This window comes from Aliiroseovarius sp. ABM4_368, assembly GCF_056161205.1.
In genome coordinates, this window is the sequence record NZ_JBSWYR010000001.1 from 73,875 (window position 1) to 99,725 (window position 25,851).

Genomic DNA, 25,851 nt, shown 5'->3' on the forward strand with positions numbered 1-25,851 from the left:
CTGCGCTGCGCGCATTCACCCCAGGATATTTGTGACAAGAAAAAGAGAGGGTCAGCGCGGAGGTGGACCGTCCTTCAGGCGGTAGCCGATGAAGGCTGGATAGAGGTAGTTGCGCCTTAGTGACGGGAACGGGAAGCGGGGCAAGGGGCGCGTATGGACAGGAAGTTCTGTTATGCGGCCAAGCGCCATATCTGCCAAACGCGCGCCCGTCCAAGTGCCCATTGCCACGCCATTTCCGTGGAAATTCAGGCCAGCCCATGCGTTTTGCCAGTCTCCGATCGGTCCGGCATAGGGCAGAAGGTCTTGCGACAGGCTGATGAGGCCTGACCAGAAATGTGGGGTTTCGACGTCCCGCCACGCTGGGAACATGGCGGCGAGGTGTTGGTTCATCCGCGTGCGCATGGCGGCCTGCCCTTGGGCGCTGGCCCCGACATTTCCGCGCGCGCCGAACAGGAACCGTCCGTCGGGGAGCAGGCGAAAATAATGCAGCAGGTTGCGGCTGTCGAAAGCCATCAGCTCGGTGCTCCACCCTTGTGCTGCGATTTCGTCTTCTGACAGTTTTCGGGTCACAAGGATGTTGGATTGTACAGGCAAATAGCGTCCGGTCAGCCAGTTGGACAGCCCGTCCGAGGAATAGCCATTGGTAGCGATGATCAGCGTCTTCGCTGTGATCCGGGCCGTGGGGGTCGTCAGGATGTGGCACCCATTGGCTTGGCGAATGTCGGTGACCGGGCTGCGGGTGGACAGCGTCGCCCCCGCGCTTTGGGCAGCGTGCGCCAGTCCGTCCACATAGCGCCCCGGGTTCAGCGCAAAGCCAAGCGGCAGTATCAACCCGCCGTGAAATGCGCCATTCATGCCGCGGGATTTTAGATCGTCCGCGGGGATCAGTTCTGCGGTATGGCCAAGTGCGGCCCATTCGGTTTGCTCGGCACGCAGATCGGCCATGGCTTTGGGGTTGTGCGCAAGAAGGAGTTCGCCGTCCGAGTGCGTCTCGGCGTTGATCTTGTGACGCTCCAACAGGTCAGCCACCAGTTCGACTGCTGCTTTCTGAGCCGAGAAATAGGCGTGTGTAGCTTCCTCTCCGAAACGTTTTCGAATGCCGGTCAGCCCCAGCTTGTCGCCGCCAATGGTGCAAAAGCCGCCATTGCGCCCGGACGCGCCCCAGCCGATGGTTTCGGCCTCGAGCAGCGTGACGTTCATCCCCGCTTCGGCCAGATGCAACGCGGCGGAAAGTCCGGTGAAGCCTCCGCCGATGATCGCGACGTCGCAGCTGTGGTCGCCTTCAAGCGCGGGCCAATCCCCTTCGGGACGCGGCCAGATGCATTCGGCGCGGGCTGCATCAGAATAGGCGTAATCCTCGTAAATTCTTCTTGGCATCAGAGCCGTCCGAGGTACGTCCGATATTCCACAGGGGTGATTTCATGGGTCAGCTGTGCGATTTCGTCCCGACGCATAGCGGCGTAGATGTCGACATAGTGCTGGCCGAAGATCTCGACCGCCACGTCCGAAGCCGCAAACCGCTCGACCGTTTGGAACCAGTCCGCCGACAGGCGCTCGGCCGGTTCGGCACCCGCGTCGTCCAAGGGCAGAGGCAAGGTGGGTTTCGTTTCCAGCCCGTGCAACATGCCGCCAAGGATCGAGGTGATTACCAGATAGGGGTTCACATCGGCCCCTGCGATACGGTGCTCGAGCCGTGCACCCGGTCCTTTGGTCTCGGGCAGACGCACCCCTGCGGCGCGGTTGTCAAAACCCCAATCGGGGGCCGATGGCGCGAAGCTGAGCGGTTTGAAGCGGCGGTAGGAATTCATGTGCGGCGCAAAGATCGCCTGCAGGTCGCGCATCGTGTCGAGCGTTCCGCCCACTGCGTGTTTCAGGGCATCCGAAGGCCCGTCCGTGCCGTCGTCAAACACATTCTTGCCGTCCGGGTCCACGACCGAGGCGTGCACATGCATTCCGTTGCCAGGGAAGTCGGCATAGGGTTTGGCCATGAAGGTGGCCTCCATTCCGTGTGACCGGGCGACCCCGCGCACAAGGCGCTTGAACAAAAGTGCGGTGTCGGCGGCCCACATCACATTATCTGTGTGGTGGAAGTTGATTTCGAACTGACCCGGCCCGTATTCGGCGATCAGCGTGTCTGTTGCCAATCCTTGCAGTTCGGACGCCTTCAGGATGTCATCCAGAATGTCCTGCGTACGCTCCAGCACCTCGAGGTCATAGTTCTGCGCGTCCGGGCTGCGGTCGGGCGGCACCGGGGCCGCGTCTTGATCCGTGCGGGGTTTGAACAGATAGAATTCCAGCTCGGTTGCCAGCACCGGGTGCAGGCCAGCCGAGTGCAGGCGATCAACCATTCGGGCCAGTTGCTGGCGTGAAGACAGGTCGGAAATCTCGCCCGTATCAGGATCGATCATCTCGACTTGTACCTGCGCGACGTTGCCTTTGGCCCACGGCACGGGCTTCAACGATCCGGGCACTGGCACGATGCGCCCGTCTGGGTCGCCAACAATGATGCCCAGCCCGGTGGCCTCGACCTCTTCCCCCATGATATTGGGGGCGTAGGTGGACAGGGGCAGGCGCACAGCGCCGTCGGCCAGTTTCTTTTCGTCGCCCCCCGGCAGCCACTTGCCGCGCAAGACCGCGTTGGCATCACACAACATCAGCTCGACCCGATCAGGGCGTCCATGGGTTTTGCAATAGGTTGCGTATTCTTCCAGAAAGTCGCTCACTGGATGGCCTCCTGTTCGTCCTTCGCGCGTTTCGCGATGGCCCGTTTCGAGGAAAGGGATGCCGCGATCACGCCGATCGCTACAAGCGAAATCATGATCGTGGACAGGGCGTTGATTTCGGGCGTGACGCCCAAACGGACCGCCGAGAAGATCTTGATGGGCAGCGTGGTCGAGCTTGGGCCCGAGGTGAAACTGGCGATGACAAGATCATCCAACGACAGGGTGAAGGCCAATAGCCAGCCCGAGATCACGGCAGGCGCGATGATGGGCAGGGTGACAAGGCGGAAGGCTTCGAACCCGGTGCAGCCAAGATCTAAAGCGGCTTCTTCGAGGGACTGGTCAAAGGTCACAAGACGTGACGAGACCACGACCGAAACATAGCACATCGAAAAGGTCGTATGCGCCAATACGATGGTCACCACGCCGCGATCCATCCCAATCGCAATGAACAGAAGCAACAGCGACAGGCCGGTGATCACTTCGGGCATTACAAGCGGTGCATAGATCATGCCCGAAAACAGCGTGCGCCCGCGAAACCGCCCTGCACGCACCATGACATAGGCAGCCATCGTGCCCAGAACCGTCGCAATGGTCGAGGACAGCACCGCGACCTTCAACGTTACCCATGCCGCGTTCAAAAACGCCTCGTTCCGGAAAAGCTCGCCGTACCATTTGGTCGAAAATCCCGACCAGACCGTGACCAGCTTGCCGCCATTGAACGAGTAAACGATCAGGATGATCATCGGGATGTAGAGGAAGGCAAACCCAAGGGTCAGCGATACGGTGTTGAACCAGCTTAGACGTCTCATTTGCCGGCCTCCCTTTGCTTTTCTTCGTTGCGCTGGAACAGCACAATCGGAACGATCAGGATCAGCAGAAGAATGACAGCCACCGCCGAGGCAACGGGCCAGTCGCGGTTCGAGAAGAATTCTTCCCACAGAACCTTACCGATCATCAGCGTGTTTGATCCGCCCAGAAGTTCGGGAATGACGAATTCACCCATGGCCGGGATAAAGACAAGGAAACTGCCGGCAATCACGCCCTGTTTGGCCAGTGGAAGTGTGACAAGCCAGAAGGCGCTAAGACGCGAACAGCCAAGGTCTTCAGCGGCCTCTAGCAGGCTTTCGTCCAGACGTTCCAGGGCCGAATAGATTGGCAGCACCATGAAAGGCAGATAGGTATAAACGATGCCGATATAGACCGCCGTGTTGGTGTTCAGGATGATCAACGGGTCGCTGATCACGCCAGTCCACATCAGGAACTGGTTCAGCAGGCCCTCTTGGCTCAGGATCGCTTTCCACGCATAGACGCGGATCAGGAATGATGTCCAGAAAGGCAGGATGATCAGCATCATCAGGGTCGGGCGCCATGCCTCGGGTGCACGGGTCATGCCATAGGCGATGGGGAAGCCGACCAGCAGTGTCAGAATTGTTGAAAGCGTCGCGATCTTCAGGCTGGACAGATAGGCTTTCCAATAAAGGTCGTCCTGCGTCAGCCAGGTGAAGTTTTCCATATCCAACCCGGACCACCACTCCTGAAACCCGGCCCAACCTTCAGACAGGTCCAACGTGGGGGTATATGGGGGGATCGCCAGCGCTGTGTCCGACAGGCTGATTTTCAGCACGATCAGGAAGGGCACTAAAAACAGGGCCAGAAGCCACAGATACGGGACGGATATCAGGCCCAGACGTTTCATGACGTCAGCACCACGCCAGCAGTGTCGGTGAAGGACAGCCAGACCTCTTGCTCCCACGTGATCGCTCGGCGGCGAATGCGGCGGGTGTTGGCGGCTTGGGCCTTGATGTGCTGACCTGTGGGTGTCTCGATCACATAGGTCGACATGTTGCCCAGATAGGCGATGTCCAGCACCTTGCCACGGATCAGGTTGGCTGCACCTTCGGGCTTTTCGACGGCAATGGTGACTTTCTCGGGGCGGATCGCCAGCGTGGTGCGCGTGCCTACGGGAATTTTGTCATGGGCAATGCCCGTTAGGTCCTGCTGACCTTCAGCCCAGCTTATGGTTGCGTGATCGTCGCCCGATTTGGTCACATTGCCTTCAATCAAGTTCACGTCGCCGATGAAGTCGGCCACATAGACCGACCCCGGCTCTTCATAGATCTTTGCGGGCGTGTCCACCTGGATGATTTTGCCGTGATCCATCACGGCGATGCGGCTGGCGACGGTCATCGCCTCTTCCTGATCATGGGTCACGATCACGAAAGTGGTGCCGGTCTGTTCCTGAATGTCCATCAGCTCGAACTGAGTGTCCTGACGCAGCTTTTTGTCCAGCGCACCAAGGGGTTCGTCCAGCAGAAGCAGCTTTGGTGCCTTTGCAAGCGACCGCGCCAGTGCCACACGCTGCCGTTGCCCGCCCGAGATCTGGTGCGGTTTGCGATTTGCGAACTTGCCCAGCTGTACAAGGTTCAACATCTCGTCGACCCGAGCAGCGATTTGGTCTTTCGGCATCTTGTCGCGTTTCAGGCCAAAGGCGATGTTTTCGGCAACTGATAGGTGCGGGAACAGCGCATAGCTTTGGAACATCATATTGACCGCGCGTTTGTTCGGCGGGATCGGGGCCACGTCCTGCCCATCGATCAGAATTGTGCCCTCGGTCTGGGTCTCGAACCCGGCCAACATCCGCATCATCGTGGTCTTGCCGCAGCCAGATGGGCCAAGCAGGGCGAAGAACTCTCGTTCAAAGATGTCGATGGTCAGATTGTCGATGGCGGTGAAGTCGCCAAAACGCTTGGTGACGTTCTGAAAGCGGATCAGAGGCGTCGCCTGGGGATCTTCCCAGGGGGCAAACTCGGCAGGTGCCGTGGCAAAGGCGGCGTCAGACATGATGAACCTCGGGGAGTTGGGGGTGACCCCCCGCGCAAACAGGCGCAGGGGGTCGAAAGGGGCTTAGGTGCCCGATTTGATCTTGGTCCACAGACGCGTCACGACGCGCTGAACCTTCGCCGGATAAGGCGTGGTGGTGAACAGCTTGCCCAGAGTTTCCTCGTCCGGATAGACCGCTGGATAGTCCAGGATTTCTGGATCAATGAACTCTTTGGCAGCTTCATTGCCGCTGGCGTACCATACATAGTTGGTGGCGGCGGCAGCGTTCTGTGCGTCCAGAATGAAGTTGATGAACTTGTGCGCGGCTTCCGGGTTCGGCGCATCTGCCGGGATCGCCATCTGGTCAAACCACATCTGCGCACCCTGAACCGGGATTGCATAGTCGATCTCTTGCCCGTTTTCGGCCTCATCCGCGCGGAATTGAGCCAGGAACACATCGCCCGACCAACCTACGGCCACACAGATGTCACCATTGGCCAGCGCGTTGATGTATTCTGACGAATGGAACTTCTGGATATAGGGGCGCACAGCCGCAAAGACAGCCTCGGTCTTGGCGATCACTTCGGGATCATGGCTGTCGGGATCTTCACCGATATAGTTCAGAGCCGCCGGGATCATTTCGGCCGGCGCATCCAGGAAGTGCACGCCACACTCGGCCAGTTTTTCCATGTTGGCCGGATCAAAAACCAGATCCCAGTTGTCCATCGGAGCGTCTTCGCCCAGAACTTCGGTCACTTTGCCGATGTTTACGCCGATGCCGGTGGTGCCCCACATGTAGTTGATTGAGTATTCGTTGCCTGGATCATAGGTTTCGGTGCGGGCTTTGATCTGATCCCACGCGTTGCCCAGATTGGGCAGTTGGCTTGGGTCAAGCTTCTGAAATGCGCCCGCAGTGATCTGGCGCTGAAGGAAGGTCGCCGAAGGGACCACGACGTCATAACCCGATCCACCGGCCAGCATCTTGGTTTCTAGAACCTCGTTTGAATCGAACACGTCATAGATCAGGTCAATGCCGGTCTCTTCTTCAAACTTCGTCAGCAGTTCCTCGTCGATATAATCCGACCAGTTATAGACGCGTACTTCTTCGGCTTGGGCAGTGGTGGCACCCATAACCAAAGCAGCACTCATCAAGAGCCAAGTCTTCTTCATTCGCAGTATCTCCCTGTTTTGGGGCGAGACGCCCGATTTGCGACATTTGATCAAAAAAATGCGATTCACGCAATATGGTAAAATTGCGGAAGGCATAGTAGGTTGCTTTTCAAGACTATCTTGGGTGCCGCAATAGGCAAAGCAATTGTAACGACGGGGGGAAATGTGTCCGATCGCGAAGCGAAACTGCCAGACCATCAACGTGTTTATCGCACATTGCGTGAAATGATTCTGTTTGGAGAGCTTGCGCCCGGGCAGCCCGTGACCATTCAGGGGCTGGTGTCGACGTTGGGAGTCGGCATGACCCCCGTGCGCGAGGCGATCCGCAGGCTGACCTCGGAAGGGGCGTTGGAGTTCAAAGGCAATCGCCGTGTGTCCGTGCCGCAACCGGATGTGACACAGTGGAATGATATCGCGTTTGCCCGCTTGTCGGTTGAGCCCGAATTGGCCCGAAAAGCCACAGAAAACATAGGTGTGGAAGACATTGTTCGGCTGACTTCGTATGATGATCAGTTGAATGCCGCCATCGATCGCGGCGACGTGCGCGGCTATCTGGAACACAACTATCGTTTCCATGCCTATCTCTATGACTTGGCGGGGTCCGAGGTGCTCTCATCCATCGCCAACATGCTGTGGCTGCGGGCGGGTCCGTCGCTGCGCGTGGTGCTGGGGCGCTATGGCACTGCCAACCTTCCCGACAAACATGCAGAAGCGATGGAAGCGATGCGTGCAGGGGATGGCGAAGGTGTTGCCGCCGCCATCCACGAGGATATCGAGCAGGGAATCGCTCAGGTCCGTGAGACGCTTTTGACGGCCTGAATTTGATCAGATCTCGGGTCCCTCGTTGACAGCGCAATTTTTGATCATATTGTAAACCTAGCTTTGGAAGGCTCGGAGCAAGGGGTGATTCCCCGGCGCCGACGCACCCGACCACCCTTTTCTAGGAGATCCGCAATGAACAAGATCACCAATCATCTGCCCACCGCCGAGCTTCAGGCCATCGACGCCGCCCACCACATGCACCCGTTCACCAATGACGGCGAGTTGGGGCAGAAAGGCGCGCGGGTTATCACCTCGGCCAAGGGCGTTTTCCTGAAAGACAGCGAAGGCGAAGAGATTTTGGACGGCATGGCCGGTCTTTGGTGCGTGAACATTGGCTATGGCAACGACTCGATTGCCGAGGTCGCCGCCCGCCAGATGCGCGAGCTGCCCTATTACAACACCTTCTTCCAGACGACCCACGTGCCAGCCATCGCGCTGGCGCAGAAGCTGGCACAATTGGCGCCGGGTGATCTGAATCACGTATTTTATGCCAATGGCGGGTCTGACGCGAATGATACCAACATCCGCATGGTCCGTACCTATTGGGCCGAGAAAGGCCAGCCGGAACGCGATGTGATCATCTCGCGCTGGAACGCCTATCACGGGTCCACCATTGGCGGCACCAGCTTGGGTGGTATGAAGGGCATGCACGGTCAGGGCGGCCTGCCGATCCCCGGCATCGAGTTCATCGAGCAGCCCAACTGGTATGCCGAAGGCGGCGACATGACGCCCGAGGAATTCGGTCTGGCGCGTGCGCAGGAACTGGAAGCGAAGATCAACGAGGTTGGCGCCGACAAGGTTGCAGCCTTCATTGGCGAACCGATTCAAGGTGCGGGCGGCGTGATCGTTGCCCCCGACACCTATTGGCCGGAAATCCAGCGCATCTGCCAGAAATATGACATTCTGCTGATCGTGGACGAGGTCATCACCGGATTTGGTCGCACCGGCAACTGGTTCGGCAGCCAGACCTTTGACTTGAAGCCCGACATCATGACGGTCGCCAAGGGTCTCAGCTCGGGCTATGCGCCGATCGGGGCGTCGCTGGTGTCAGACAAGGTTGCCGAAGTGCTGGCGGGGACCGAATTCAACCACGGTTACACCTATTCAGGGCACCCGGTGGCTTGTGCGGTTGCGTTGGAAAACCTGCGTATCATGGAAGAGGACGGCATTGTCGAGCATGTGCGCGACGTCGCAGCCCCCTATCTGGCAAAGAAATGGCACGCGCTGGCCGATCACCCCATGGTGGGCGAGACCAAGATCGTGGGCCTGATGGCATCATTGGCGTTGACGCCTGACAAGGACGCCCGCGCGCCCTTTGCTGCGGATGCGGGTACCGTTGGTTTTATCACCCGCGAGCGGTGCTTTGCCAACAACCTGATCATGCGCCATGTGGGCGACCGCATGGTCATCGCGCCACCCCTGATCATCACCACGGACGAGATCGATACGCTGATCACACGCGCCCGCAAGGCGCTGGATGAAGCCTATGAGATCGTGAAGGAAAAGGGCCTGTTGGTGGCGGGCTGATCGAAAACGGGCCGGGGTGATCCGGCCCAATTCCAACGAGGGATACATGGATCTTCTGACTGCCAATGACCGCCACGGGGAGTATCCCCAGTCCTGGTATGCCGCCACCGCCGATGCGCCGGGTTCGTATCCCGCCGCGCAGGGTGATGTGACCTGCGACGTCTGTGTGATTGGCGGTGGATTTACGGGCCTGTCTGCTGCGCTGCATTTGGCCGAACGCGGCTATGATGTTGTGCTTTTGGAAGCGCAACGCGTGGGCTTCGGCGCCTCGGGCCGCAATGGCGGTCAGGTCGGCATGGGCCAGCGTCTGGATCAGGACGAGCTGGAAAAAATGGTGGGCAAAGACGATGCCCGCAAGCTGTGGGACATGGCGTCCGAGAGTGTCCAGCTGGTGCGCGACATGGTCGCCAAACATGCGCCGGATGCAGGGTTCACAGGCGGCATCATCCATGCCATGCACCGCGCGCGTTACGTGCCCGAGGATCACGCCTATGTGCGCAAGCTGAACGAGGATTATGGCTATGACCTGATCCGCACGGTGGATCGCGAGGAAATGCGCGAGCTGTGCGGCTCGCCCGCCTATCACGGCGGCTCGTTGGATATGGGGGCAGGGCACACACACCCGTTACGTCTGGCCTTTGGTATGGCGCGGGCGGCGGTGGCCGCAGGAGTACGGGTTTTTGAAACCAGCCGCGTGACCAGTGTCAAAGAGGGCGGCACCGTGACCGTCAGTACAGACAAAGCCAAGATCCGCGCCAGCCATCTGGTCTGGGCCTGCAACGGCTATCTGGGCAACGCGCAGGGCCATGTCGCCGCGCGGGTCATGCCGATCAACAACTACATATTGGCGACCGAACCGTTAAGCGATGATTTCGCCAAATCCCTGATCCGCGACGGGCACGCCGTGGCAGACAGCAAGTTCGTGGTCAACTATTTCAGGCTGTCCGAAGACAATCGCATGCTGTTCGGCGGGGCCGAGAGCTACGGCTATAAGTTCCCGAGAGACATCGTGAAACTGGTGTCAAAACCGATGCTGGAAATCTATCCGCAGCTGAAGGACACAAAGATCGACTATGCTTGGGGCGGGACGCTTGGCATCACAATGAACCGCATGCCGCATTTCGAGCGGTTGCAGGGGAATGTGCTGTCGGCGTCGGGTTATTCCGGGCATGGCGTGGCGATGGCGACGCTGGGCGGCAAGATGGTGGCCGAGGCGATCGCCGGTCAGGCCGAGCGTTTTGACTTGATGGCACAAGTACCGACCCAACGCTTTCCCGGTGGTGTGGCATTGCGCTGGCCGCTTTTGGTGGCGGCGATGCTGTGGTTCAGCCTGCAGGACAAACTGTAAGCGTTTTACCCCTTCGGCCCGCCCACATCGCTGGGCGCGACAGCAACCGTCTTCACGATTGCAAAGATATCTGTACCAATTCTCAGATCCATTGCAGCCAGTGACCGCTTGGTGATCCGCGCCAGTACGCGCCCGGCGGACGTATCAAGAGAAATGATGGCGCCCGGACCAGCCCCTTCTTGCACCTGGTGGACCTTACCTGGCAAACAGTTCAGGGCCGAGATCCCCTCGGGTCGTCCGCGCGACAAGATCACGTCCTGCGCGGCAATCCGGACCCGAACCAGCGTGCCGGGATCGCGCGCAATGCGCGGCAGAAACAGAGGGATGCCACCTGCATTCAATTCGGTCAGCCCGTCGGCGTGATGCGCCGTCACGCGGGCTTCGATCACCGCGCCCACGGACCGAACGTCACCGGGGCTGAAGCTGGGGTCGCCCAGCACCTCGATGGCGTCGCCTTGCCGGATGACCCGCCCGTTTTCCATCGCCACAACGGTTGTGGCCAACCGCGCGACCTCGCTGGTCGAGTGGGTGACATAGAGAATGGGCACCTCGCCCTCGTCGCGCAGCCGTTCGAAATAGGGCAGGATCTCGTCCTTGCGGGGATCGTCCAGCGCGGCAAGAGGTTCGTCCGCGAGGATCAGTTGTGGGCGTGACAGAAGCGCCCGCCCGATGGCGACACGCTGTTTTTCCCCGCCGGACAAACGCGGCGTGCGGCGGTCCAGAAGGTGTTCGATGCCCAGCATCTCGACCACGTGGTTGAACCGCGTGCGATCTTCGGGCTGGCGAGTCACGCGGCGGGCATAGTCCAGATTGCGCCGCACGGTCAGATGCGGAAACAGCCTTGCGTCCTGAAAGACGTACCCGATGCGGCGCTGGTTGGGCGGCAAACAGATGCCGCGTGCACTGTCGAGCAGAACCTGATCGCCCACCGCGATCCGCCCGGTGACATCTCGGGTAAGGCCTGCAACGGCATCCACCACACTGGTCTTGCCCGACCCCGACGCGCCAAACAGCACGGTCAGGCCCGCTGGCGCAGTGATATCGACGTCCAAATCAAAACCGGGGCGCTGGGCGCAAAGTGTGATCGAGAGGGCTGGCTGGGTCATGCGCCCTCCATCCGTTTGGCAACGCGGCGCGCCAGGACTTCGGAGGCCACCAGCGCGCCCATCGCGATGATGATCGAGATCACGACCAACCGCAGCGCGGCGTTTTCGCCGCCCGGCACTTGCAGGAAGCTATAGATGGCGGACGGGACCGTGCGCGTTTCGCCCGGAATGTTCGACACGAAGGTGATCGTCGCCCCGAACTCGCCCATCGCTTTGGCAAAGCCAAGGATCGCGCCCGCGATGATGCCGGGCAGGGCGAGCGGCAGCGTGACGGTCGAGAATATGGACCAGCGGCTGGCGCCCAAAGTGGCGGCGGCGGCTTCCAGTTTCGGGTCGACTGCCTCGATCGACAGTCGGATGGCGCGCACCATCAGGGGAAAACCCATGATCGCGGCGGCAAGGGCTGCGCCGGTCCAGCGGAAGGCCAAGGGCAGGCCGAGTTTGGTTAGGAACGCTCCGAGCGGCGCGGTGCCGCCGAAGGTCAGCAGCAACAGGTATCCGGTAACAACTGGGGGCAGGATCAAAGGAAGGTGGACCAGCCCGTTGACGACTTGTTTGCCGGGAAAGTCCTTGCGCGCCAATAGGTGTGCGACCCAGATGGCGAAGGGCAAGGATAGGAATGTGGCCCAACCTGCGACCTTCAAAGACAGCGCGACTGCCTGCCATTCGTCTGGGCCAAGCCAGCTCATTGTGGTGCCTCGGACAGGGGCAGGAAATCGTGGCTTTGCAGGATGGTCTGCCCTGCATTGCTGGTTAGAAACTCTAGAAATAAGGTGGCGGTGGCCACGTCGCCGGATGCCACAGCCGCGCCGGGATAAGTGATCCGCGGGTAGGATTTGGCAGGAAAGGACGCGACCACGCGCACTTTGGGTTCGGCCTTTGCGTCCGTGGCATAGACCACACCTAACCGCGCTTCGCCCAAAGCAACCAGCGCCAGCGCGGCGCGGACATTGTCGGTTTGAACCACATGGTTCTTGGCAGCCTCCCAAAGGCCCAGATGCGTAAGGGCCGCCTTGCCGTATTGGCCGGCGGGGACCGCATCGACCAGCGCCATGGACAGCTTGCCGCCTTTCAAGGCGGTCGCGAATTCTTCAGCCGTTCCCGGCAGGCTTGTCGGGGCCGTCTGCTCTGTTGGCGCGATCAGTACCAACCTGTTCCCAGTAAAGTCGCGCCGTGATCCGTCCGCCAGAAGCCCAGCATCCTCGAGCGCATTCATCCAGTCGGTGCTCGCCGACAGATATACGTCTGCAGGCGCGCCAAGCATGATTTGACGCGCCAGAGCCGACGAGCCGGCATAAGACATAACGATCTGATGCCCAGTGTCGTCTTCGAACGCTTCTGCCACGTCGTCCAGCGCCCCGCCCAGACTGGCGGCCGCGAACACGGTGATCCGATCGGCAAGGGATGGCAGGCTGGTCGCACCCAGAAAAAGGGCGGCAAAGGCATATCGTCGGGCGCACAAGAACATCTTACATCGAGATAACGGGATGCGTGCCCCCGCAGCAAGGGGTTTTCAAGTCGCAGCGGTCAGGCGAAGTGGATGTCTACACTTCCAAACGGTCCGAAATCCGCGTGAATCTGGGTGCCGGGCGGGCATTCGACCGGGCGGATAAAGCTGCCCGACAGGATGATCTGCCCCGGTTCGATGCTTTGGCCGTATTGCGCCATGCGCCGTGCCAGCCAGACCACGCTTTCCACCGGATCATTCAACACACCCGCGCCCAGCCCGGTTTCCTCAACCTCGGGGTTGCGAGATGTGATCGCGCCGACCCAGCGCAGATTGAACGCGTCGATCGCGTGGCGTTCGGCCCCAAGAACGATCCCGGCATTGGCTGCATTGTCGCTGATCGTATCGAAAACGGTGCGTGTCTTGCCTGTCTCAGGATCAACGCGTTCGATCCGTGTATCGAGGATTTCAATCGAGGGCGCGACATAATCCGTGGCCGCAATCACCTCCGCGCGGGTCACATCCGCGCCGCCAATGGCGTCCTTCATGACAAAGGCGATCTCGGCTTCGATGCGCGGCTGGATAAAGCGCCCCGCGGGTACCGTCGCACCAGTCTCAAACAACATGTCATCAAACAGGATGCCACTGTCCGGGATGTCGATGTTCAGCGCATATTGCATCGCTTTCGAGGTCAGACCGATCTTCCAGCCAATCACTTGGCGGCCCTCGGCCAGCTTCGCGCGATAGATGGCGTTTTGCACCTGATAGGCGTCGTCCATCCCCATCTCGGGGTGGCGCTTCGTTAGAAGGCCAATCTGGTCGCGGGACTTCTCAGCCTGCAGCAAATCAGCTGCGGCGCGGGCGTGATCTTCGGGCGTCATACTTGCTCGTCCTCGACCGTGTTGGACAGCGTGCCGATGCCCTCGACCGAGACTTCGACCACGTCGCCGGGCACAAGATACTTGGGCGGATCGAACCGCGCTCCTGCACCCGTGGGCGTGCCTGTGACGATCACATCGCCCGGCTGAAGCGTCATGAAGGTCGAGATATAGGCGATCTCCTCGCGGATCGGGAACATCATGCGGTTCAGGGTGTCGTCTTGGCGCAGCTCTCCGTTCACGCGGGTCTGGATGCGCGCGTCGTCCAGTTGAGCCGCGTCGGTGAAGGGCACCAGCCACGGGCCGATTGCGCCCGAACGGTCCCAGTTCTTGCCTTGAGTCATGTTAAACTTCGCATGGCGTACCCAATCACGGATCGTACCTTCGTTGCACAGCGTCAGCGCCGCGATGTGGTCATAGGCGTCCTCGGCCGCGATCCGGCGTCCCGCCTTGCCGATCACAATCGCGACCTCGCCTTCGTAGTCCAGCGTGTGGTTTTCTGGCGGACGGATCAGAGGCCGCCCATGCCCGGTAAACCCGCTGGCAAAGCGCGGAAACAGCGACATGTATTTCGGCTGCGCGCTACCGTCTTTGTATTCGGCATTCCGGTCGGGAAAGTTGACACCGACACACAAGATGCGGCGGGCGTCGGGCAGGACCATGTCATAGGTGAAATCGGTATGCGTGACCGCGCGGCCCTCGGCGGCCTTGGCAAGTTTGTTGAAATCGCCAGCCTCGATGACTTCGTAAAGGCTTTTGCGTGCGGGGAACGCGTCATTCAGAGTAATCGCCCCGTCATCAGTGATGGCGCCAAAGAAGGTCTCGCCCTCGGCTTGGAAAGTGGCAAAGCGCATATTTTGTCCTTAAATGTCGGTCAAACCGAGAAACTGATATTGGCCTGTCCGGTGCCGGAGCTGCCGAAATAGGGTGTGTAGATGTCGATCTTGCCTTCGTAATCCTTCCAGCCTAATGCGCCGAACAGAAGCGCGGTGTCGTTCATCGCGCATTCACCGGTGCATTTGACGGCATAGTCCGGCAGCATATCCAAGAACTCGGCCCATTTACCGTTTTCCCACAGGTCCAGAACGCGCAAGTCCATCTGGCGGTTGAACTCTCCGTTCACCGAATTCAGCCCGTCGACCGAGCGTTCGTTCGGCGTGAAATCGTGGCTCATCGATCCGGACGCAAAGATGGCGACCTTGCGGTTCGACCGTTTGATTCCTTCTGCAATCGCAGTACCCCAACGGCGGTTTTCTTCGATGGACGAGAACTGATTCACCGCCAAAGGCAACACGCGGGCATTCACGCCATCATTTATGAAATGCATGGGCAAAAGGGTGCCATATTCCATCCCAAGATCGGGCTGGGCGTGTCCAAGTGCGCGCTCGCCGCGTTCTTCAAGTACGCTTAGAATGCTCTGCGCCAGTTCAGCGTCGCCTTGGTAATCGAACTCCATGTCCGCCAACATGTGTGGCAATTCGTGGCTGATGAACCGCCCCTTGTGATGTGGCTTGGCATTCAGGTGGAAGCCCTGATTGGTGATCCAGTGGGTGTCGAAAATGATGAACGTGTCCACGCCCCGGTCAATCGCATCTTGGCGCAGCTTGGCATAGCCGTCGATGGCGGGCTGACGGATGCCTTTGTATTTTTCCATCGTGTGCGACATCCAGATGCTGGGCACATGGGTGATTTTCGCAGCTTGAACGATCTGTCCCATGGGGTCTCCTCCCGTTGGTGGTCGCGCGTTTCGGGGCAGGGCGCTTATGCGCCCAACCGCATGATTTTATGTTGGCAGGTGGCAAAGCCAACGTGTTTTTGCTCCATGTAAAACTCGAACGACCAGTCGCCGCCGTCGCGTCCAATGCCGGATGCTTTCACGCCTCCAAATGGCGTGGGCAGGTGGCGCACGTTTTCCGAGTTCACCCAGATCATGCCCGCATCCAGCTTGTCTGTGAAGCGCAGCGCGCGGGTCAGGTCGTTGGTCCAGACATAGCCGGTTAGGCCATAATCCGTGTCATTGGCAATCGACAGCGCCTCGTCCTCGGTTGAGAAGGGGATCGAGGTCAGGACCGGGCCGAAGATTTCCTCGCGTGCGATGCGCATGTAGTTGGTGGCATTGGTGAACAGAGTCGGGCGCACGAAGTATCCTTCGTCCCCCACCTTCACGCCGCCCGCCGCGACGGTCGCGCCGTCTTCCTTGGCGATGTCGAAATAGGACGTCACTTTGTTGTAATGCGCTTCGGTCACCAGCGGGCCGATCTCGGTCGCGGGATCAAGAGGGTGCCCGACCTTGATGTTGTTCACACGCTCGATCAGTTTCGCCTCGAACTCTTCCTTGATGGTGTCCTGTACCAGCAGGCGCGAGGACGAGGTACAGCGCTCGCCATTGATCGAATAGATCATGAAGATCACCGCATCCAGCGCGCGGTACAGATCGGCGTCGTCAGAAACGATGACGGGATTTTTCCCGCCCAATTCCAAGTGGTTACGCTTGTGCGTATCCGCGCCTTGTTTCACGATCATGCTGCCGGTGCAACTTTCGCCCACAAAGGCAATCGCCTTGATTTTCGGGTGCTCGCACAGCGCCTTGCCGGCGTCCGGCCCGAAGCCGTTCACGGTGTTCAGTACGCCCTTGGGCAGGCCGGCCTCTTCCGCGATTTCGACCAGAAGGCGGGCGGTCAGGGGGCTGTCCTCGGCGGGCTTGTGCACCACGGTGCAGCCAGCAGCCAGCGCGGGTGCGATCTTCCAAGTCGACAGCATGAAGGGCGTGTTCCACGGGGTGATGACGCCCACCGGGCCAATGGGCGTGCGGCTGGTGACGTTCATCAACGTGGGCGACTTCAGGTGCTGTCCGTCGCGGGCCTGAATGACCTGATCTGCGAAATAGCGGAAGTTTTCGGCTCCGCGCAGGGCGGCTTTCGACATGAAGCGAATGGTCTGGCCGGTGTCCCAGCATTCACAGAGCGAGATTTCTTCGGCGCGGTCCTCGATGGCGTCGGCGACGTTCAGCAGGATGCGGCGACGTTCCGCGGCGGGCAGGTCGCGCCAATCTGCAAAGGCCTCATGGGCCGCGTTGGCGGCTGCGTCGATGTCATCCGCCGTGCCGTGGGCCACGTTGCAGATTACTGATTTATCGACGGGGCTGATGGTCTGGAATACGCCTGCTGTACCGTCCCGATCTTCGCCCGCGATCCGGTTCTTGATGCCGCCCGACCGGAAGCGATCAAGATAGCTCGCAAGTTTCGAAAGATTGATGTCCAGATCCGACATGTCGCCCTCATTTTTTCTCGAATAGTTGCTATGTTAATTAATTGGGTGATACCTGTCAACATTACTTGCTTTGTTCATTTCTTTCTTCTTGTTATAACAACGCCATGACCAAGAATAACTCGAGCCAATCCGGCTTTCCCCGCACGTCCCGTTCTCTCCCCATCTCGCTTCTGCGCGCGCGCGAAGTTGTCATGCAGCCGATTCGCGACATGCTGGGCGAGCTGGGCCTGACCGAACAGAAATGGCGTATCCTGCGCACGTTGGATGAGCTGGGCGAGGTTGAACAAAGCACCATCGCGAAAGAGGCATGCCTGCTTCTACCCAGCTTGACACGTATCCTGCGCGGGCTGGAGGCAGACGGGCTGATCGCGCGCCAATCCGACGCGAAGGACAAACGCCGCACGCTGGTCACGATTACCGACAAAGGCCGCGCCATTGTGCGCGACAATCTGCATCTGGCCAATGACATTGCTGCCCGGATCGAGGCGCATATGGGCGAGGGCGAGGTGAAGCAACTGCTGGATCTTCTGGAAAAGCTGCAAGCGGCCAAGCTCTGACCGGCAATCGCGATTTGGCGCATAAAGGCTTGCAAACGCCGCCTTTCATCCGCAGTTGTATCACGCAGTAAGCTATCACCATCCCGCAGTGGAGGCTTTGCAGGTGGACATCAGATTTGATCATGGACCGGATGGGGTTGCTGGGCTGTTTACAGCGCCGCAGGATCAGATCGTGGCTTGGTCGCTTGACGATGTGTCTGATGCATTGGACCGTCTGGATCAGGCGCAAAACAGCGGAGCTTGGCTGGCTGGTTTCGCAAGCTACGAGCTGGGCTATGCGCTTGAACCGCGCTTGGAGCCTCTGCTGAAGCCAAACCGCCGCCTGCCGCTTTTGATGTTTGGCCTTTATGACGGCCCCCGTTCCGCACCGTCACTGCAATCCGGTGACGTCGCGCTGTCTGATCTGACGCCCGACTGGGATGCTGACACCTATGCGCGCGGGTTTCAGGCTGTGCATGACTACATCTGCGCGGGCGACACCTATCAGGTGAATCTGACCTTCCCAATCCGCGGTCGGGCGGATGGCGGGGTTCAGGCGCTTTATCACACGCTTTCGCGCTTGCAGCCGGTGCAATATGGCGCGCTGGTGCAGGCGGATGGCCTGCCCGCGATCCTCTCCCGCTCGCCCGAGTTGTTCTTTCGCACCGACGCGGATGGGATGATCGAGACACGCCCGATGAAAGGCACCCAGCCCCGCAGTTCGGACCCTGTCGAAGACGCCGCCCGCGCGGTCTTCCTAAAAACGGACGAGAAAAATCAGGCCGAGAACCTGATGATCGTGGACCTGCTGCGCAATGACATCTCGCGTATCTGCGAGGCTGGAAGCGTCCATGTGCCCGAGCTGTTCACTGTCGAAAGTTACGAGACTGTACACCAGATGGTGTCTCTGATCCGTGGTCAGATGGAAGCCGGCACCCGCCTGTCCGACATCCTACGCGCGCTCTTCCCCTGCGGTTCGATCACCGGCGCCCCCAAACTCCGCGCGATGGAAATTATCGCCGAGTTGGAGCCCAATCCCCGTGACATCTATTGCGGCTCGATTGGTTGGATGGCCCCAGACGGGCGATCCGAATTCAACGTGGCCATCCGCACGCTTTTGTTGGACGGGCATGACGCGACGCTGAACGTGGGCGGGGGGCTGGTCTATGACAGTACAGCCGCCTCGGAATACGAAGAAGCGCTGTGGAAGGCGAGGTTTGCGTCGCGGTTGCAGGGTGGTTAAATACACCTCTAAGGTGTTTCTTTGTTGGGGTAATTACCAGCGTGTTTATTGATTTCATCGCATCTCTGGCAATGATTGCCTATGTGATCGCAATCATTTGGCTCATCGTCTGGCTGTTTAAGACGGTCGGTGAAATGGCAAAGCGGCGAGGCCACAATCCCTGGCCATGGTGGCTGCTTTCTCTAGCTTGGTCACCGTTCGCAGTAATGCTGATTCTGTGGGTGTTTTTCGATGCAAAGCGGAAGAGTTAACATCTAGCATCTGAGGGAAAATGGTGGGCGACCTTGGAATCGAACCAAGCGTGAGTCGCCTCGAGGGAGTTACAGTCCCCTGCCACACCTTGCGGCCTGTCGCCCACTTTTTCCTGCGCAATCTGCACTGAACGTGGGGCTAGGTATCGCGGGCAGCTTGCGCCGTCAATACGAAAAATCACCCAAATGCACTTGTCCTTCAGAAAGCCATGGCGCATTGTCCGGGCCTTGTAAAACTTCCAGCGGATCGCGTGATGAAAAAGCCAAAATGGGTCGTCAGAAAGGAAAAAGACAAGCGTCAGGCGGCGTCTGAAACCGTGTGGCTTTTCGGGCTTCATGCGGTGCGTGATGCGTTGATGAACCCGGATCGCGAACGGCTGCGGCTTATCGTGACCAAGAACGCGTCGGACAAGCTGGCAGACGCGATCGAGGCTTCGGGCATGACGCCTGAAATGGCCGATCCGCGCAAATTTCCGGCCCCGATTGATCCCAATTCTGTTCACCAAGGTGCGGCGCTTGAAGTGAAGCCCCTGAACTGGGGCGACTTTGCCAGCCGTGTGATCGGCGGCGAGGGGAAAATGCCCGTTGTGGTGATGCTCGACCGCGTGACTGACCCGCATAATGTTGGCGCGATCTTGCGCTCGGCCGAGGTGTTCGGGGCCAGCGCGGTTGTTGGTACGAAACACGGATCTGCGCCTGAAACTGGGGCTCTGGCCAAGACAGCTTCCGGCGCATTGGAACGCCAACCTTATTTGCGTGTACGCAACTTGGCAGAATCCATGGAAGAGCTTCGCAAGATGGGATTTGTGGTCCTTGGCATGGATGGCGAGGCATCTGAGACCATTGAAGAGGCGCTCGCCACCCGCCCAGATCGCCCCGTCGCGCTGGTCATGGGGGCCGAAGGGCCGGGGCTGCGCGAAAAAACCAAAGCAACCTGTGACGCGCTGGTGAAAATCCCGTTTGCGCGCGACTTTGGATCGCTCAACGTGTCGAACGCGGCGGCGGTCGCGCTTTACGCCACGCGCCTCACGCGGTGATCACCTTGTTGTGGGTGGGGCTGTAAAATCGGCCCGGGCAGCGCAGATTGGGGACAACCGAAGAAGGAGGTCCCCATGTCGAAATTGTCCCTGTCCCGCCGTCACGTTCTGTCTGGTTTGGTTGCCGTGCCCCTTGGCGCGACGCTTCTGACCCGCCCGGCCTTTGCCGCAAGCCCGCCCGTCTATGCCGAAGAAGGCATTGCTTGGGATGGGCATGACCCCGTCGCCTTCTTCACCAAGGGCGTACCGACGCCGGGTGTGGCCGAGTACTCCCTGGAGTACGAAGGCGCGACGGTACTGTTCTCCGGCGCCGAGACCCGTGACATGTTCGCAGCCGATCCTGCCACATACGCCCCGCAATTTGGCGGCTATTGCGCTTATGCCGCCAGCAAAGGCTATATCGCCCCAACCGTGCCCGAGGCATGGACCGTCTATGACGACAAGCTCTATCTGAATTTCAGCCTGCGCGCGCGTGAGCTTTGGTTGCAAGACGTTCCTGGCAACATCGCCAAGGGCAATGCCAACTGGCCGGGTATCTTGAACGCGTGACCGGCACAGGGGGGCGTCACGGAGGGATCACAAGAGGGTTACCAGCCCTTCCAATCCTGCCCGGCCGCCATACGTAACTGACAGAGGCCAGGCTGTGGAACGCCTGCAACCTCATTCACTGTCCCTCGTTCCACCAACTGCGCCCGAGGCTTACTCCCCTCGGGCGTTTTTTCTTTTCCGGGTTGGAAATGGGCATGGCTGTGATTAGCTGAACCTCATGACCCAGACAGATATCGATACCCGCCTGAAACAGATCCTGACCTCGACCCGTGTTATCGGCCTTGTGGGCCTGTCGCATAAGTCTGATCGCGCCAGCAATCGCGTCGCCGGTTTTTTAACCCGAATGGGATACCGCGTGATCGGCGTAAATCCAGGGCTGGCGAGGAAAGAGATGTTTGGCGAAACGGTTGTGGCATCCGTTGCGGATCTGCCGGACGAGGTCGACATGATCGACCTGTTTCGTCGGTCCGAGACAATTGAGCCCATTGTGGACGAGGCGTTGGCCCATCTGCCCAATCTGCGCACGGCCTGGATGCAATTGGAGATATTCAATGCACCAGCCCGAGCGAAGGCAGAGGCGCGCGGGATCGAGGTGGTCGAGAATCGCTGCCCGGCGATTGAATATCCGCGCCTTATTGGGTCGAATGCGCTGGTTGGATAGGCTGCCGTTGGCTCACTTCGTGAGCCTGGGGGGCGCTGCCCCCGCATGATTTCCCTAGGGAAATTCATGCTCCCCCGAGGTATTTAGGGCAAGAGGATGGGGGCTTAGGACTGGCGCGCCGCTTTTTCGGCGATACCAGATGTGCCTTCGCGGCGTTCAAGTTCCGCCAGCACGTCTTCCAGTGCAACGTCACGCGCCGCCAGCATGACCAAGAGGTGATAGAGCACGTCTGCGGCTTCGGCGGTCAGGTTTTCACGGTCATTCTTCGCGGCGGCGATGATGGCCTCGATCGCTTCTTCGCCGAATTTCTCAGCGCATTTCTCTGGGCCTTTGGCCAGCAGTTTGGCAGTCCAGCTGCTGTCGGGATCTGCGGATTTGCGGGCCTCGATTGTGGCGGCCAATTGGGTCAGGATGCTCATGCTAGCCTCATCGGGATGCCCGCAGCGGCCATGTGTTCTTTGGCCTCGCGGATGGTGTAGTCGCCGAAGTGGAAAATCGAGGCCGCCAGCACAGCGCTGGCCCCGCCTTCGGTCACGCCTTCGACCAAATGGTCCAGATTGCCAACGCCCCCGCTTGCGATGACCGGTACATGTACTGCATCAGAAATGGCGCGCGTCAGCGGCAGGTTAAAGCCTGCACGGGTGCCGTCGCGGTCCATCGAGGTCAACAGGATTTCACCTGCGCCCTTTTGTTCCATCTGTTTCGCGAACTCGACCGCATCAATCGGGTTGCCGTCCATGTCTAGTGCAGCTTTGCGTCCGCCATGGGTGAAGATGCCCCATTTGTTGGGCTTGCCATCCGCGTCATGGCCGATGGTTTTGGCGTCGATGGCGACTACGATGCATTGGCTGCCAAAGCGGTCGGCAGAGCGTGCAATCACGTCCGGGTCGGCCACAGCGGCGGAATTGAAGCTGACCTTATCCGCGCCCGCCAGAAGCAGGTCGCGCACGTCTTCGGGGCTGCGCACGCCTCCGCCAATAGTCAGGGGCATAAAGCACTGTTCTGCCGTGCGGGTGGCCAGATCATACATCGTGCCACGATTTTCATGTGTGGCTTTGATGTCGAGGAAGCACAGCTCATCGGCACCGGCGGCGTCATAGGCGCGCGCCTGTTCCACCGGGTCGCCCGCGTCGACCAGATCGACGAAGTTGACGCCTTTCACCGTGCGGCCCTCGGCCACGTCGAGGCATGGGATGATGCGAGTTTTCAGCATGTCGTCGTCCTTTGTTGGCACCGGATTAGCGGCAAAGCGCTGCTGATGCCAGACTTGTGAATGGATTTGCAGGCATATTTGAGGGCAATGGATGGAAAACTAGATAGGAAAGACTGATATGCGTTCTCTCATACTTGCGACTGTACTTACATTTTCAGGGGCTTTTACCGCCATGGCAGATACCATTTTGAAAGTTGAAACCGACAAATCCGTGTCCGAAGCGCTGGACGCGCTTGAGGCGGTGGTGGCCAATGCAGGGGCAACTGTTTTCGCCCGTGTAGATCACGCTGCTGGTGCCGAGAAAGTCGGCACGCCCATTCCCGCTAACCAATTGTTGGTGTTCGGCAATCCCAAGCTTGGCACGCCCGCGATGCAAATTGACGCCCGCGCAGGCCTGTTTCTGCCTTTGAAGGTTCAGGCTTATGAAGATGAAAACGGACAAGTTTGGTTGGCTTACGAAGATCCGAAAGCAACGATGGAAGGACTGGCCGGTGTCGCCGAAGCCCCTGTTGTCGAGAATATGCGTGGCGCTTTGGCCAAACTAACTGCCGCCGCTGCAAAGTAAAAAGATCCGGGGCAGTCTGCCATAGCAGGCTGCCCTGAATTGCCGTGAATGGTGTTAGCTGAGCGCGCGGATTGCTTCAGCCAGATCAAGTGCACCATCATAAAGCGCACGGCCCGAGATCGCGCCGTTTAGCCCTGCATCGCTGTCGCGCAAAGCAATCAAATCATCCAGCGAACTGACCCCGCCCGAGGCGATCACGGGGATCGAGACTGCGCGGGCCAGATCGGCGGTGGCCTCGACATTCGGGCCTTGCATCGCGCCGTCGCGATTGATGTCGGTATAGATGATGGCAGCCACGCCCGCGTCTTCGAACGACTTGGCAAGGTCGGTGACCATGACGTCGGTTTCTTCGGCCCAGCCTTTGGTGGCCACGCGGCCGTCGCGCGCGTCGATGCCGACGGCGACCTTACCGGGGAAGGCGCGCGCGGCTTCACGCACGAGATCAGGGTTTTCGACGGCGACGGTGCCAAGGATCACGCGCGACAGGCCCTTTTCGATCCAGCCTTCAATCGTGGTCATATCGCGGATTCCGCCGCCCAGCTGGGCAGGGACGTCGATGGCGCTAAGAATGGCTTCAACCGCAGCACCGTTTACAGGCTCGCCAGCGAAAGCGCCGTTTAGATCGACCAAGTGGATCCACTCGCAGCCCGCATCCTGAAACGCCCGCGCTTGCGCTGCCGGGTCGTCGTTGAACACGGTGGCTTCTTCCATCTCGCCGCGCAACAGGCGCACACACTGTCCGTCTTTCAGGTCGATGGCAGGATAAAGGATCATGGCAAGCGCTCCGGTAAGCTATCTGTTCGGCTGCTTTTTGCACGGACCACAGGGAAAGCCAAGCGCCACCTCCCGCCACGTCATACTTGCCACAGGGCGGGCGTGGGCGGCAGGATAGCCTGCAAAACAGGGAGGTAACTATGAAAAGAGTGATTGCAGCTGCGGCGTTGGCCATTGGATTGGCAAGCCCAGCACTGGCTGATCCGGTGCTTGGGGTTTGGAAGACGCAGGTTGACGACGGGGCATATGCGCATGTGACGTTCTCGAAATGCGGGACCGCTTTGTGTGGGACAATCTCGAAGGCTTTCGATTCTAGCGGAGAGATCAGCACCCCAAATGTCGGTAAGAAACTCGTCTGGGATATGAGCCCGAATGGAGGCGGCAAGTATTCCGGCGGCAAGATTTGGCAGCCTTCGACAGGCAAGGTTTACAAGTCCAAGATGGTGCTTTCGGGGTCGTCGTTGAAAGTATCGGGCTGTGTAGGCCCGATCTGCAAAAAGCAGACGTGGTCGCGCATTAAGTAACGCGGGCTGCGCTAGGGTTCAGTAACCAGTGCTCCATAAGTTAAGGGCGCCCGTTACGGCGCCCTTTTTCAATTCGGTGTCCAAGTCAGGAAGTTCGCGATCATCCTTAGACCTGCGGCTTGACTTTTCTCTGGGTGGAATTGCATGCCGATCATGTTGTCGCGTCCGATAATGGCAGTGATGTCCCCGGCATAGTCACAGTGGGCCAAACGTTCGTCCGCATTGTCCACCACAAAGTGGTAGGAGTGCACGAAATAGGCGTGATCACCGGTTTTCACCCCGTCCAGCACTGGATGGTCGCTGTCGATCACCAGATCGTTCCAGCCCATATGCGGCACCTTCAGCGTGGGATCAGCGGGGGTGATTTTGCGCACATGCCCTTTGATCCAGTCGAACCCGTCTGTGTCCTGATATTCGTGGCTGACAGTCGCCAGCATCTGCATCCCAACGCAGATCCCCATGAAAGGACGGCCCTGTTTGATTACAGCCTCGTCCAGCGCTTCATAGATGCCGCGATGGTCAGATAGCTGCTGGCGACAAGCGGGAAACGCTCCGTCACCGGGCAGAACCAATCGGTCGGCGCGCGCCACGTCGTCGGGGTCCGAAGTGACGATCACCTCGCCCGCGTTTGTTTCGGCCGCCATGCGTTGAAACGCTTTTTCGGCCGAGTGCAGGTTGCCGCTGTCATAGTCGATGATCACGGTCAGCATAATAGGTCTCCGATCAGGTGCGGCTTACAGCGCACCCTTGGTCGATGGGATGGCGTCCGCCTTGCGCGGATCGGTTTCGACAGCCACGCGCAACGCACGGGCCACAGCTTTGAACGCGGCCTCGGCGACGTGGTGAGCGTTAAAGCCATGGATCTGGTCGATATGCAGCGTGATGCCGCCATGGGTCGCCAGCGCCTGAAAGAACTCGCGCACCAGCTCGGTGTCGAACGTGCCGATCTTGGGGGCGGTGAAATCGACATTCCAGATCAGGAACGGGCGGGCAGACAGGTCCAGCGCCGCGCGCACTTGCGCGTCATCCATTGGCAGGTGGCATTCGCCGTAGCGCCGGATGCCTTTCTTGTCACCAAGTGCCTCGACCAGCGCTTGCCCGATGGCAATGCCGGTGTCTTCTACCGTGTGGTGGTCGTCGATATGCAAATCCCCTTCGGCGCGGATCGTCATGTCGATCAGCGAATGGCGCGACAACTGGTCCAGCATGTGGTCAAAAAAGCCCACACCGGTCTGGTTGTCATACTGACCGGTCCCGTCGAGGTTCAGCTCGACCGAGATCGCGGTTTCAGCGGTTTTGCGAGTGATCTGTGCGCGCCGCATGGGATGTCCTTTTATTACCTGCGCCTCTTATAGGCGGGCAGGGCGGTGGCGAAAAGACAGCAAGC

At 59.5% G+C, this 25,851-nt stretch carries 28 protein-coding genes and 1 tRNA gene; 10 read left to right on the forward strand and 19 right to left on the reverse strand.

The window, feature by feature from the left end:
- Nucleotides 1-51: 51 nt before the first annotated feature.
- From ACXAH3_RS00360 to ACXAH3_RS00385, 6 genes are all read right to left on the reverse strand, one after another.
- Complete coding sequence (locus ACXAH3_RS00360; protein ID WP_474860082.1) at nucleotides 52-1,377, reverse strand: NAD(P)/FAD-dependent oxidoreductase; 1,326 nt, start codon at nucleotides 1,375-1,377, stop codon at nucleotides 52-54.
- Entirely contained in the window at nucleotides 1,377-2,723 is a 1,347-nt protein-coding gene (locus tag ACXAH3_RS00365) for a glutamine synthetase family protein (RefSeq protein WP_474860083.1), read from the reverse strand. Before ACXAH3_RS00365 ends, ACXAH3_RS00360 begins: the two co-directional genes overlap by 1 nt.
- Nucleotides 2,720-3,532, reverse strand: coding sequence for an ABC transporter permease (locus ACXAH3_RS00370; protein WP_474860084.1), 813 nt, complete (start codon nucleotides 3,530-3,532; stop codon nucleotides 2,720-2,722). The genes ACXAH3_RS00365 and ACXAH3_RS00370 overlap by 4 nt, the downstream gene beginning before the upstream one ends.
- Nucleotides 3,529-4,419, reverse strand: a complete 891-nt coding sequence (locus ACXAH3_RS00375; protein WP_474860085.1) for an ABC transporter permease subunit — start codon at nucleotides 4,417-4,419, stop codon at nucleotides 3,529-3,531. Before ACXAH3_RS00375 ends, ACXAH3_RS00370 begins: the two co-directional genes overlap by 4 nt.
- On the reverse strand, nucleotides 4,416-5,564 hold the full coding sequence (locus ACXAH3_RS00380) for an ABC transporter ATP-binding protein (RefSeq protein WP_474860086.1): 1,149 nt from the start codon (nucleotides 5,562-5,564) through the stop codon (nucleotides 4,416-4,418). The genes ACXAH3_RS00375 and ACXAH3_RS00380 overlap by 4 nt, the downstream gene beginning before the upstream one ends.
- A gap of 63 nt (nucleotides 5,565-5,627) precedes the next feature.
- Nucleotides 5,628-6,713 (reverse strand): polyamine ABC transporter substrate-binding protein, encoded by a 1,086-nt coding sequence (locus ACXAH3_RS00385; protein WP_474860087.1) that lies wholly within the window; start codon nucleotides 6,711-6,713, stop codon nucleotides 5,628-5,630.
- 165 nt (nucleotides 6,714-6,878) lie between these two features.
- Between ACXAH3_RS00385 and ACXAH3_RS00390 the strand changes: the two genes are divergently transcribed.
- The 3 genes from ACXAH3_RS00390 (at nucleotide 6,879) to ACXAH3_RS00400 (ending at nucleotide 10,410) form a co-directional block, all read left to right on the forward strand.
- Nucleotides 6,879-7,532, forward strand: a complete 654-nt coding sequence (locus tag ACXAH3_RS00390) for a GntR family transcriptional regulator (protein ID WP_474860088.1) — start codon at nucleotides 6,879-6,881, stop codon at nucleotides 7,530-7,532.
- 135 nt (nucleotides 7,533-7,667) lie between these two features.
- Nucleotides 7,668-9,062, forward strand: coding sequence for an aspartate aminotransferase family protein (locus ACXAH3_RS00395; RefSeq protein WP_474860089.1), 1,395 nt, complete (start codon nucleotides 7,668-7,670; stop codon nucleotides 9,060-9,062).
- Between the two features lie 46 nt (nucleotides 9,063-9,108).
- Nucleotides 9,109-10,410 carry an NAD(P)/FAD-dependent oxidoreductase gene (locus tag ACXAH3_RS00400; RefSeq protein ID WP_474860090.1) on the forward strand — a complete coding sequence of 434 codons (1,302 nt, stop codon included), beginning with the start codon at nucleotides 9,109-9,111 and terminating at the stop codon, nucleotides 10,408-10,410.
- Between the two features lie 5 nt (nucleotides 10,411-10,415).
- On the opposite strand, the gene modC is transcribed toward ACXAH3_RS00400, so the two are convergent.
- The 7 genes from modC to hpaE are packed head-to-tail and all read right to left on the reverse strand — an operon-like array spanning nucleotide 10,416 to nucleotide 17,111.
- Entirely contained in the window at nucleotides 10,416-11,516 is a 1,101-nt protein-coding gene (gene modC, locus ACXAH3_RS00405; RefSeq protein WP_474860091.1) for a molybdenum ABC transporter ATP-binding protein, read from the reverse strand.
- Nucleotides 11,513-12,205 (reverse strand): molybdate ABC transporter permease subunit, encoded by a 693-nt coding sequence (gene modB, locus ACXAH3_RS00410; RefSeq protein WP_474860092.1) that lies wholly within the window; start codon nucleotides 12,203-12,205, stop codon nucleotides 11,513-11,515. Before modB ends, modC begins: the two co-directional genes overlap by 4 nt.
- Complete coding sequence (modA, locus tag ACXAH3_RS00415) at nucleotides 12,202-12,984, reverse strand: molybdate ABC transporter substrate-binding protein (RefSeq protein ID WP_474860093.1); 783 nt, start codon at nucleotides 12,982-12,984, stop codon at nucleotides 12,202-12,204. The genes modB and modA overlap by 4 nt, the downstream gene beginning before the upstream one ends.
- Before the next feature lie 59 nt (nucleotides 12,985-13,043).
- Complete coding sequence (gene hpaH, locus ACXAH3_RS00420; RefSeq protein ID WP_474860094.1) at nucleotides 13,044-13,844, reverse strand: 2-oxo-hept-4-ene-1,7-dioate hydratase; 801 nt, start codon at nucleotides 13,842-13,844, stop codon at nucleotides 13,044-13,046.
- Complete coding sequence (locus tag ACXAH3_RS00425; protein WP_474860095.1) at nucleotides 13,841-14,695, reverse strand: fumarylacetoacetate hydrolase family protein; 855 nt, start codon at nucleotides 14,693-14,695, stop codon at nucleotides 13,841-13,843. Before ACXAH3_RS00425 ends, hpaH begins: the two co-directional genes overlap by 4 nt.
- 20 nt (nucleotides 14,696-14,715) lie before the next feature.
- Entirely contained in the window at nucleotides 14,716-15,558 is an 843-nt protein-coding gene (gene hpaD / locus ACXAH3_RS00430) for a 3,4-dihydroxyphenylacetate 2,3-dioxygenase (RefSeq protein ID WP_474860096.1), read from the reverse strand.
- A gap of 44 nt (nucleotides 15,559-15,602) precedes the next feature.
- Nucleotides 15,603-17,111 carry a 5-carboxymethyl-2-hydroxymuconate semialdehyde dehydrogenase gene (gene hpaE / locus ACXAH3_RS00435; RefSeq protein ID WP_474860097.1) on the reverse strand — a complete coding sequence of 503 codons (1,509 nt, stop codon included), beginning with the start codon at nucleotides 17,109-17,111 and terminating at the stop codon, nucleotides 15,603-15,605.
- 104 nt (nucleotides 17,112-17,215) lie between these two features.
- Between hpaE and hpaR the strand changes: the two genes are divergently transcribed.
- Both hpaR and ACXAH3_RS00445 read left to right on the forward strand, forming a co-directional pair.
- Nucleotides 17,216-17,668 carry a homoprotocatechuate degradation operon regulator HpaR gene (hpaR, locus tag ACXAH3_RS00440; RefSeq protein ID WP_474860098.1) on the forward strand — a complete coding sequence of 151 codons (453 nt, stop codon included), beginning with the start codon at nucleotides 17,216-17,218 and terminating at the stop codon, nucleotides 17,666-17,668.
- 103 nt (nucleotides 17,669-17,771) lie between these two features.
- Nucleotides 17,772-18,890: an aminodeoxychorismate synthase component I gene (locus ACXAH3_RS00445; RefSeq protein WP_474860099.1), complete on the forward strand. Its 1,119-nt coding sequence runs from the start codon at nucleotides 17,772-17,774 to the stop codon at nucleotides 18,888-18,890.
- A 272-nt stretch (nucleotides 18,891-19,162) separates the two neighbouring features.
- Here ACXAH3_RS00445 and ACXAH3_RS00450 read toward each other — a convergent pair.
- Nucleotides 19,163-19,246 (reverse strand) — tRNA-Tyr (locus ACXAH3_RS00450).
- A 149-nt stretch (nucleotides 19,247-19,395) separates the two neighbouring features.
- Here ACXAH3_RS00450 and rlmB point away from each other — a divergent pair.
- The 3 genes from rlmB to ACXAH3_RS00465 all read left to right on the forward strand — a co-directional run bounded on the left by rlmB (nucleotide 19,396) and on the right by ACXAH3_RS00465 (nucleotide 21,388).
- A complete protein-coding gene (rlmB, locus tag ACXAH3_RS00455; protein WP_474860100.1) occupies nucleotides 19,396-20,178 on the forward strand; it encodes a 23S rRNA (guanosine(2251)-2'-O)-methyltransferase RlmB in 783 nt (260 codons plus the stop codon).
- A gap of 75 nt (nucleotides 20,179-20,253) precedes the next feature.
- The gene (locus tag ACXAH3_RS00460) at nucleotides 20,254-20,727 is read left to right on the forward strand and encodes a YHS domain-containing (seleno)protein (protein WP_474860101.1); all 474 of its coding nucleotides are present in this window, start codon (nucleotides 20,254-20,256) and stop codon (nucleotides 20,725-20,727) included.
- Nucleotides 20,728-20,944: 217 nt separating this feature from the next.
- The gene (locus ACXAH3_RS00465; protein ID WP_474860102.1) at nucleotides 20,945-21,388 is read left to right on the forward strand and encodes a CoA-binding protein; all 444 of its coding nucleotides are present in this window, start codon (nucleotides 20,945-20,947) and stop codon (nucleotides 21,386-21,388) included.
- Between the two features lie 104 nt (nucleotides 21,389-21,492).
- Here ACXAH3_RS00465 and ACXAH3_RS00470 read toward each other — a convergent pair whose 3' ends face one another.
- Together ACXAH3_RS00470 and hisF are read right to left on the reverse strand one after the other, a co-directional pair.
- The gene (locus ACXAH3_RS00470) at nucleotides 21,493-21,807 is read right to left on the reverse strand and encodes a phosphoribosyl-ATP diphosphatase (protein WP_474860103.1); all 315 of its coding nucleotides are present in this window, start codon (nucleotides 21,805-21,807) and stop codon (nucleotides 21,493-21,495) included.
- Entirely contained in the window at nucleotides 21,804-22,601 is a 798-nt protein-coding gene (hisF, locus tag ACXAH3_RS00475; protein WP_474860104.1) for an imidazole glycerol phosphate synthase subunit HisF, read from the reverse strand. The genes ACXAH3_RS00470 and hisF overlap by 4 nt, the downstream gene beginning before the upstream one ends.
- 172 nt (nucleotides 22,602-22,773) lie before the next feature.
- Here hisF and ACXAH3_RS00480 point away from each other — a divergent pair, with 172 nt between their 5' ends.
- Nucleotides 22,774-23,166, forward strand: a complete 393-nt coding sequence (locus tag ACXAH3_RS00480; RefSeq protein WP_474860105.1) for a DUF302 domain-containing protein — start codon at nucleotides 22,774-22,776, stop codon at nucleotides 23,164-23,166.
- A 54-nt stretch (nucleotides 23,167-23,220) separates the two neighbouring features.
- Here the strand turns inward: ACXAH3_RS00480 and hisA are convergent, their stop codons facing one another.
- The gene (gene hisA / locus ACXAH3_RS00485) at nucleotides 23,221-23,940 is read right to left on the reverse strand and encodes a 1-(5-phosphoribosyl)-5-[(5-phosphoribosylamino)methylideneamino]imidazole-4-carboxamide isomerase (protein WP_474860106.1); all 720 of its coding nucleotides are present in this window, start codon (nucleotides 23,938-23,940) and stop codon (nucleotides 23,221-23,223) included.
- A gap of 140 nt (nucleotides 23,941-24,080) precedes the next feature.
- Between hisA and ACXAH3_RS00490 the strand changes: the two genes are divergently transcribed.
- Nucleotides 24,081-24,464, forward strand: coding sequence for a DUF2147 domain-containing protein (locus ACXAH3_RS00490; protein ID WP_474860107.1), 384 nt, complete (start codon nucleotides 24,081-24,083; stop codon nucleotides 24,462-24,464).
- 68 nt (nucleotides 24,465-24,532) lie between these two features.
- Here the strand turns inward: ACXAH3_RS00490 and hisH are convergent, their stop codons facing one another.
- Nucleotides 24,533-25,174 carry an imidazole glycerol phosphate synthase subunit HisH gene (hisH, locus tag ACXAH3_RS00495; RefSeq protein WP_474860108.1) on the reverse strand — a complete coding sequence of 214 codons (642 nt, stop codon included), beginning with the start codon at nucleotides 25,172-25,174 and terminating at the stop codon, nucleotides 24,533-24,535.
- Nucleotides 25,175-25,198: 24 nt separating this feature from the next.
- Nucleotides 25,199-25,786, reverse strand: a complete 588-nt coding sequence (gene hisB / locus ACXAH3_RS00500) for an imidazoleglycerol-phosphate dehydratase HisB (RefSeq protein WP_474860109.1) — start codon at nucleotides 25,784-25,786, stop codon at nucleotides 25,199-25,201.
- Nucleotides 25,787-25,851 lie beyond the last annotated feature (65 nt).

Excerpts from the sequence above, each read along its gene's own strand:
- ACXAH3_RS00360 (WP_474860082.1), bottom strand. The coding sequence starts at position 1,377 with ATGCCAAGAAGAATTTACGAGGATTACGCCTATTCTGATGCAGCCCGC.
- ACXAH3_RS00370 (WP_474860084.1), bottom strand. The coding sequence starts at position 3,532 with ATGAGACGTCTAAGCTGGTTCAACACCGTATCGCTGACCCTTGGGTTT.
- ACXAH3_RS00375 (WP_474860085.1), bottom strand. The coding sequence starts at position 4,419 with ATGAAACGTCTGGGCCTGATATCCGTCCCGTATCTGTGGCTTCTGGCC.
- ACXAH3_RS00380 (WP_474860086.1), bottom strand. The coding sequence starts at position 5,564 with ATGTCTGACGCCGCCTTTGCCACGGCACCTGCCGAGTTTGCCCCCTGG.
- ACXAH3_RS00385 (WP_474860087.1), bottom strand. The coding sequence starts at position 6,713 with ATGAAGAAGACTTGGCTCTTGATGAGTGCTGCTTTGGTTATGGGTGCC.
- ACXAH3_RS00395 (WP_474860089.1), top strand. The coding sequence starts at position 7,668 with ATGAACAAGATCACCAATCATCTGCCCACCGCCGAGCTTCAGGCCATC.
- ACXAH3_RS00400 (WP_474860090.1), top strand. The coding sequence starts at position 9,109 with ATGGATCTTCTGACTGCCAATGACCGCCACGGGGAGTATCCCCAGTCC.
- modC (WP_474860091.1), bottom strand. The coding sequence starts at position 11,516 with ATGACCCAGCCAGCCCTCTCGATCACACTTTGCGCCCAGCGCCCCGGT.
- modB (WP_474860092.1), bottom strand. The coding sequence starts at position 12,205 with ATGAGCTGGCTTGGCCCAGACGAATGGCAGGCAGTCGCGCTGTCTTTG.
- modA (WP_474860093.1), bottom strand. The coding sequence starts at position 12,984 with ATGTTCTTGTGCGCCCGACGATATGCCTTTGCCGCCCTTTTTCTGGGT.
- hpaH (WP_474860094.1), bottom strand. The coding sequence starts at position 13,844 with ATGACGCCCGAAGATCACGCCCGCGCCGCAGCTGATTTGCTGCAGGCT.
- ACXAH3_RS00425 (WP_474860095.1), bottom strand. The coding sequence starts at position 14,695 with ATGCGCTTTGCCACTTTCCAAGCCGAGGGCGAGACCTTCTTTGGCGCC.
- hpaD (WP_474860096.1), bottom strand. The coding sequence starts at position 15,558 with ATGGGACAGATCGTTCAAGCTGCGAAAATCACCCATGTGCCCAGCATC.
- hpaE (WP_474860097.1), bottom strand. The coding sequence starts at position 17,111 with ATGTCGGATCTGGACATCAATCTTTCGAAACTTGCGAGCTATCTTGAT.
- hpaR (WP_474860098.1), top strand. The coding sequence starts at position 17,216 with ATGACCAAGAATAACTCGAGCCAATCCGGCTTTCCCCGCACGTCCCGT.
- rlmB (WP_474860100.1), top strand. The coding sequence starts at position 19,396 with ATGAAAAAGCCAAAATGGGTCGTCAGAAAGGAAAAAGACAAGCGTCAG.
- ACXAH3_RS00460 (WP_474860101.1), top strand. The coding sequence starts at position 20,254 with ATGTCGAAATTGTCCCTGTCCCGCCGTCACGTTCTGTCTGGTTTGGTT.
- ACXAH3_RS00465 (WP_474860102.1), top strand. The coding sequence starts at position 20,945 with ATGACCCAGACAGATATCGATACCCGCCTGAAACAGATCCTGACCTCG.
- ACXAH3_RS00470 (WP_474860103.1), bottom strand. The coding sequence starts at position 21,807 with ATGAGCATCCTGACCCAATTGGCCGCCACAATCGAGGCCCGCAAATCC.
- hisF (WP_474860104.1), bottom strand. The coding sequence starts at position 22,601 with ATGCTGAAAACTCGCATCATCCCATGCCTCGACGTGGCCGAGGGCCGC.
- ACXAH3_RS00480 (WP_474860105.1), top strand. The coding sequence starts at position 22,774 with ATGGCAGATACCATTTTGAAAGTTGAAACCGACAAATCCGTGTCCGAA.
- hisA (WP_474860106.1), bottom strand. The coding sequence starts at position 23,940 with ATGATCCTTTATCCTGCCATCGACCTGAAAGACGGACAGTGTGTGCGC.
- ACXAH3_RS00490 (WP_474860107.1), top strand. The coding sequence starts at position 24,081 with ATGAAAAGAGTGATTGCAGCTGCGGCGTTGGCCATTGGATTGGCAAGC.
- hisH (WP_474860108.1), bottom strand. The coding sequence starts at position 25,174 with ATGCTGACCGTGATCATCGACTATGACAGCGGCAACCTGCACTCGGCC.
- hisB (WP_474860109.1), bottom strand. The coding sequence starts at position 25,786 with ATGCGGCGCGCACAGATCACTCGCAAAACCGCTGAAACCGCGATCTCG.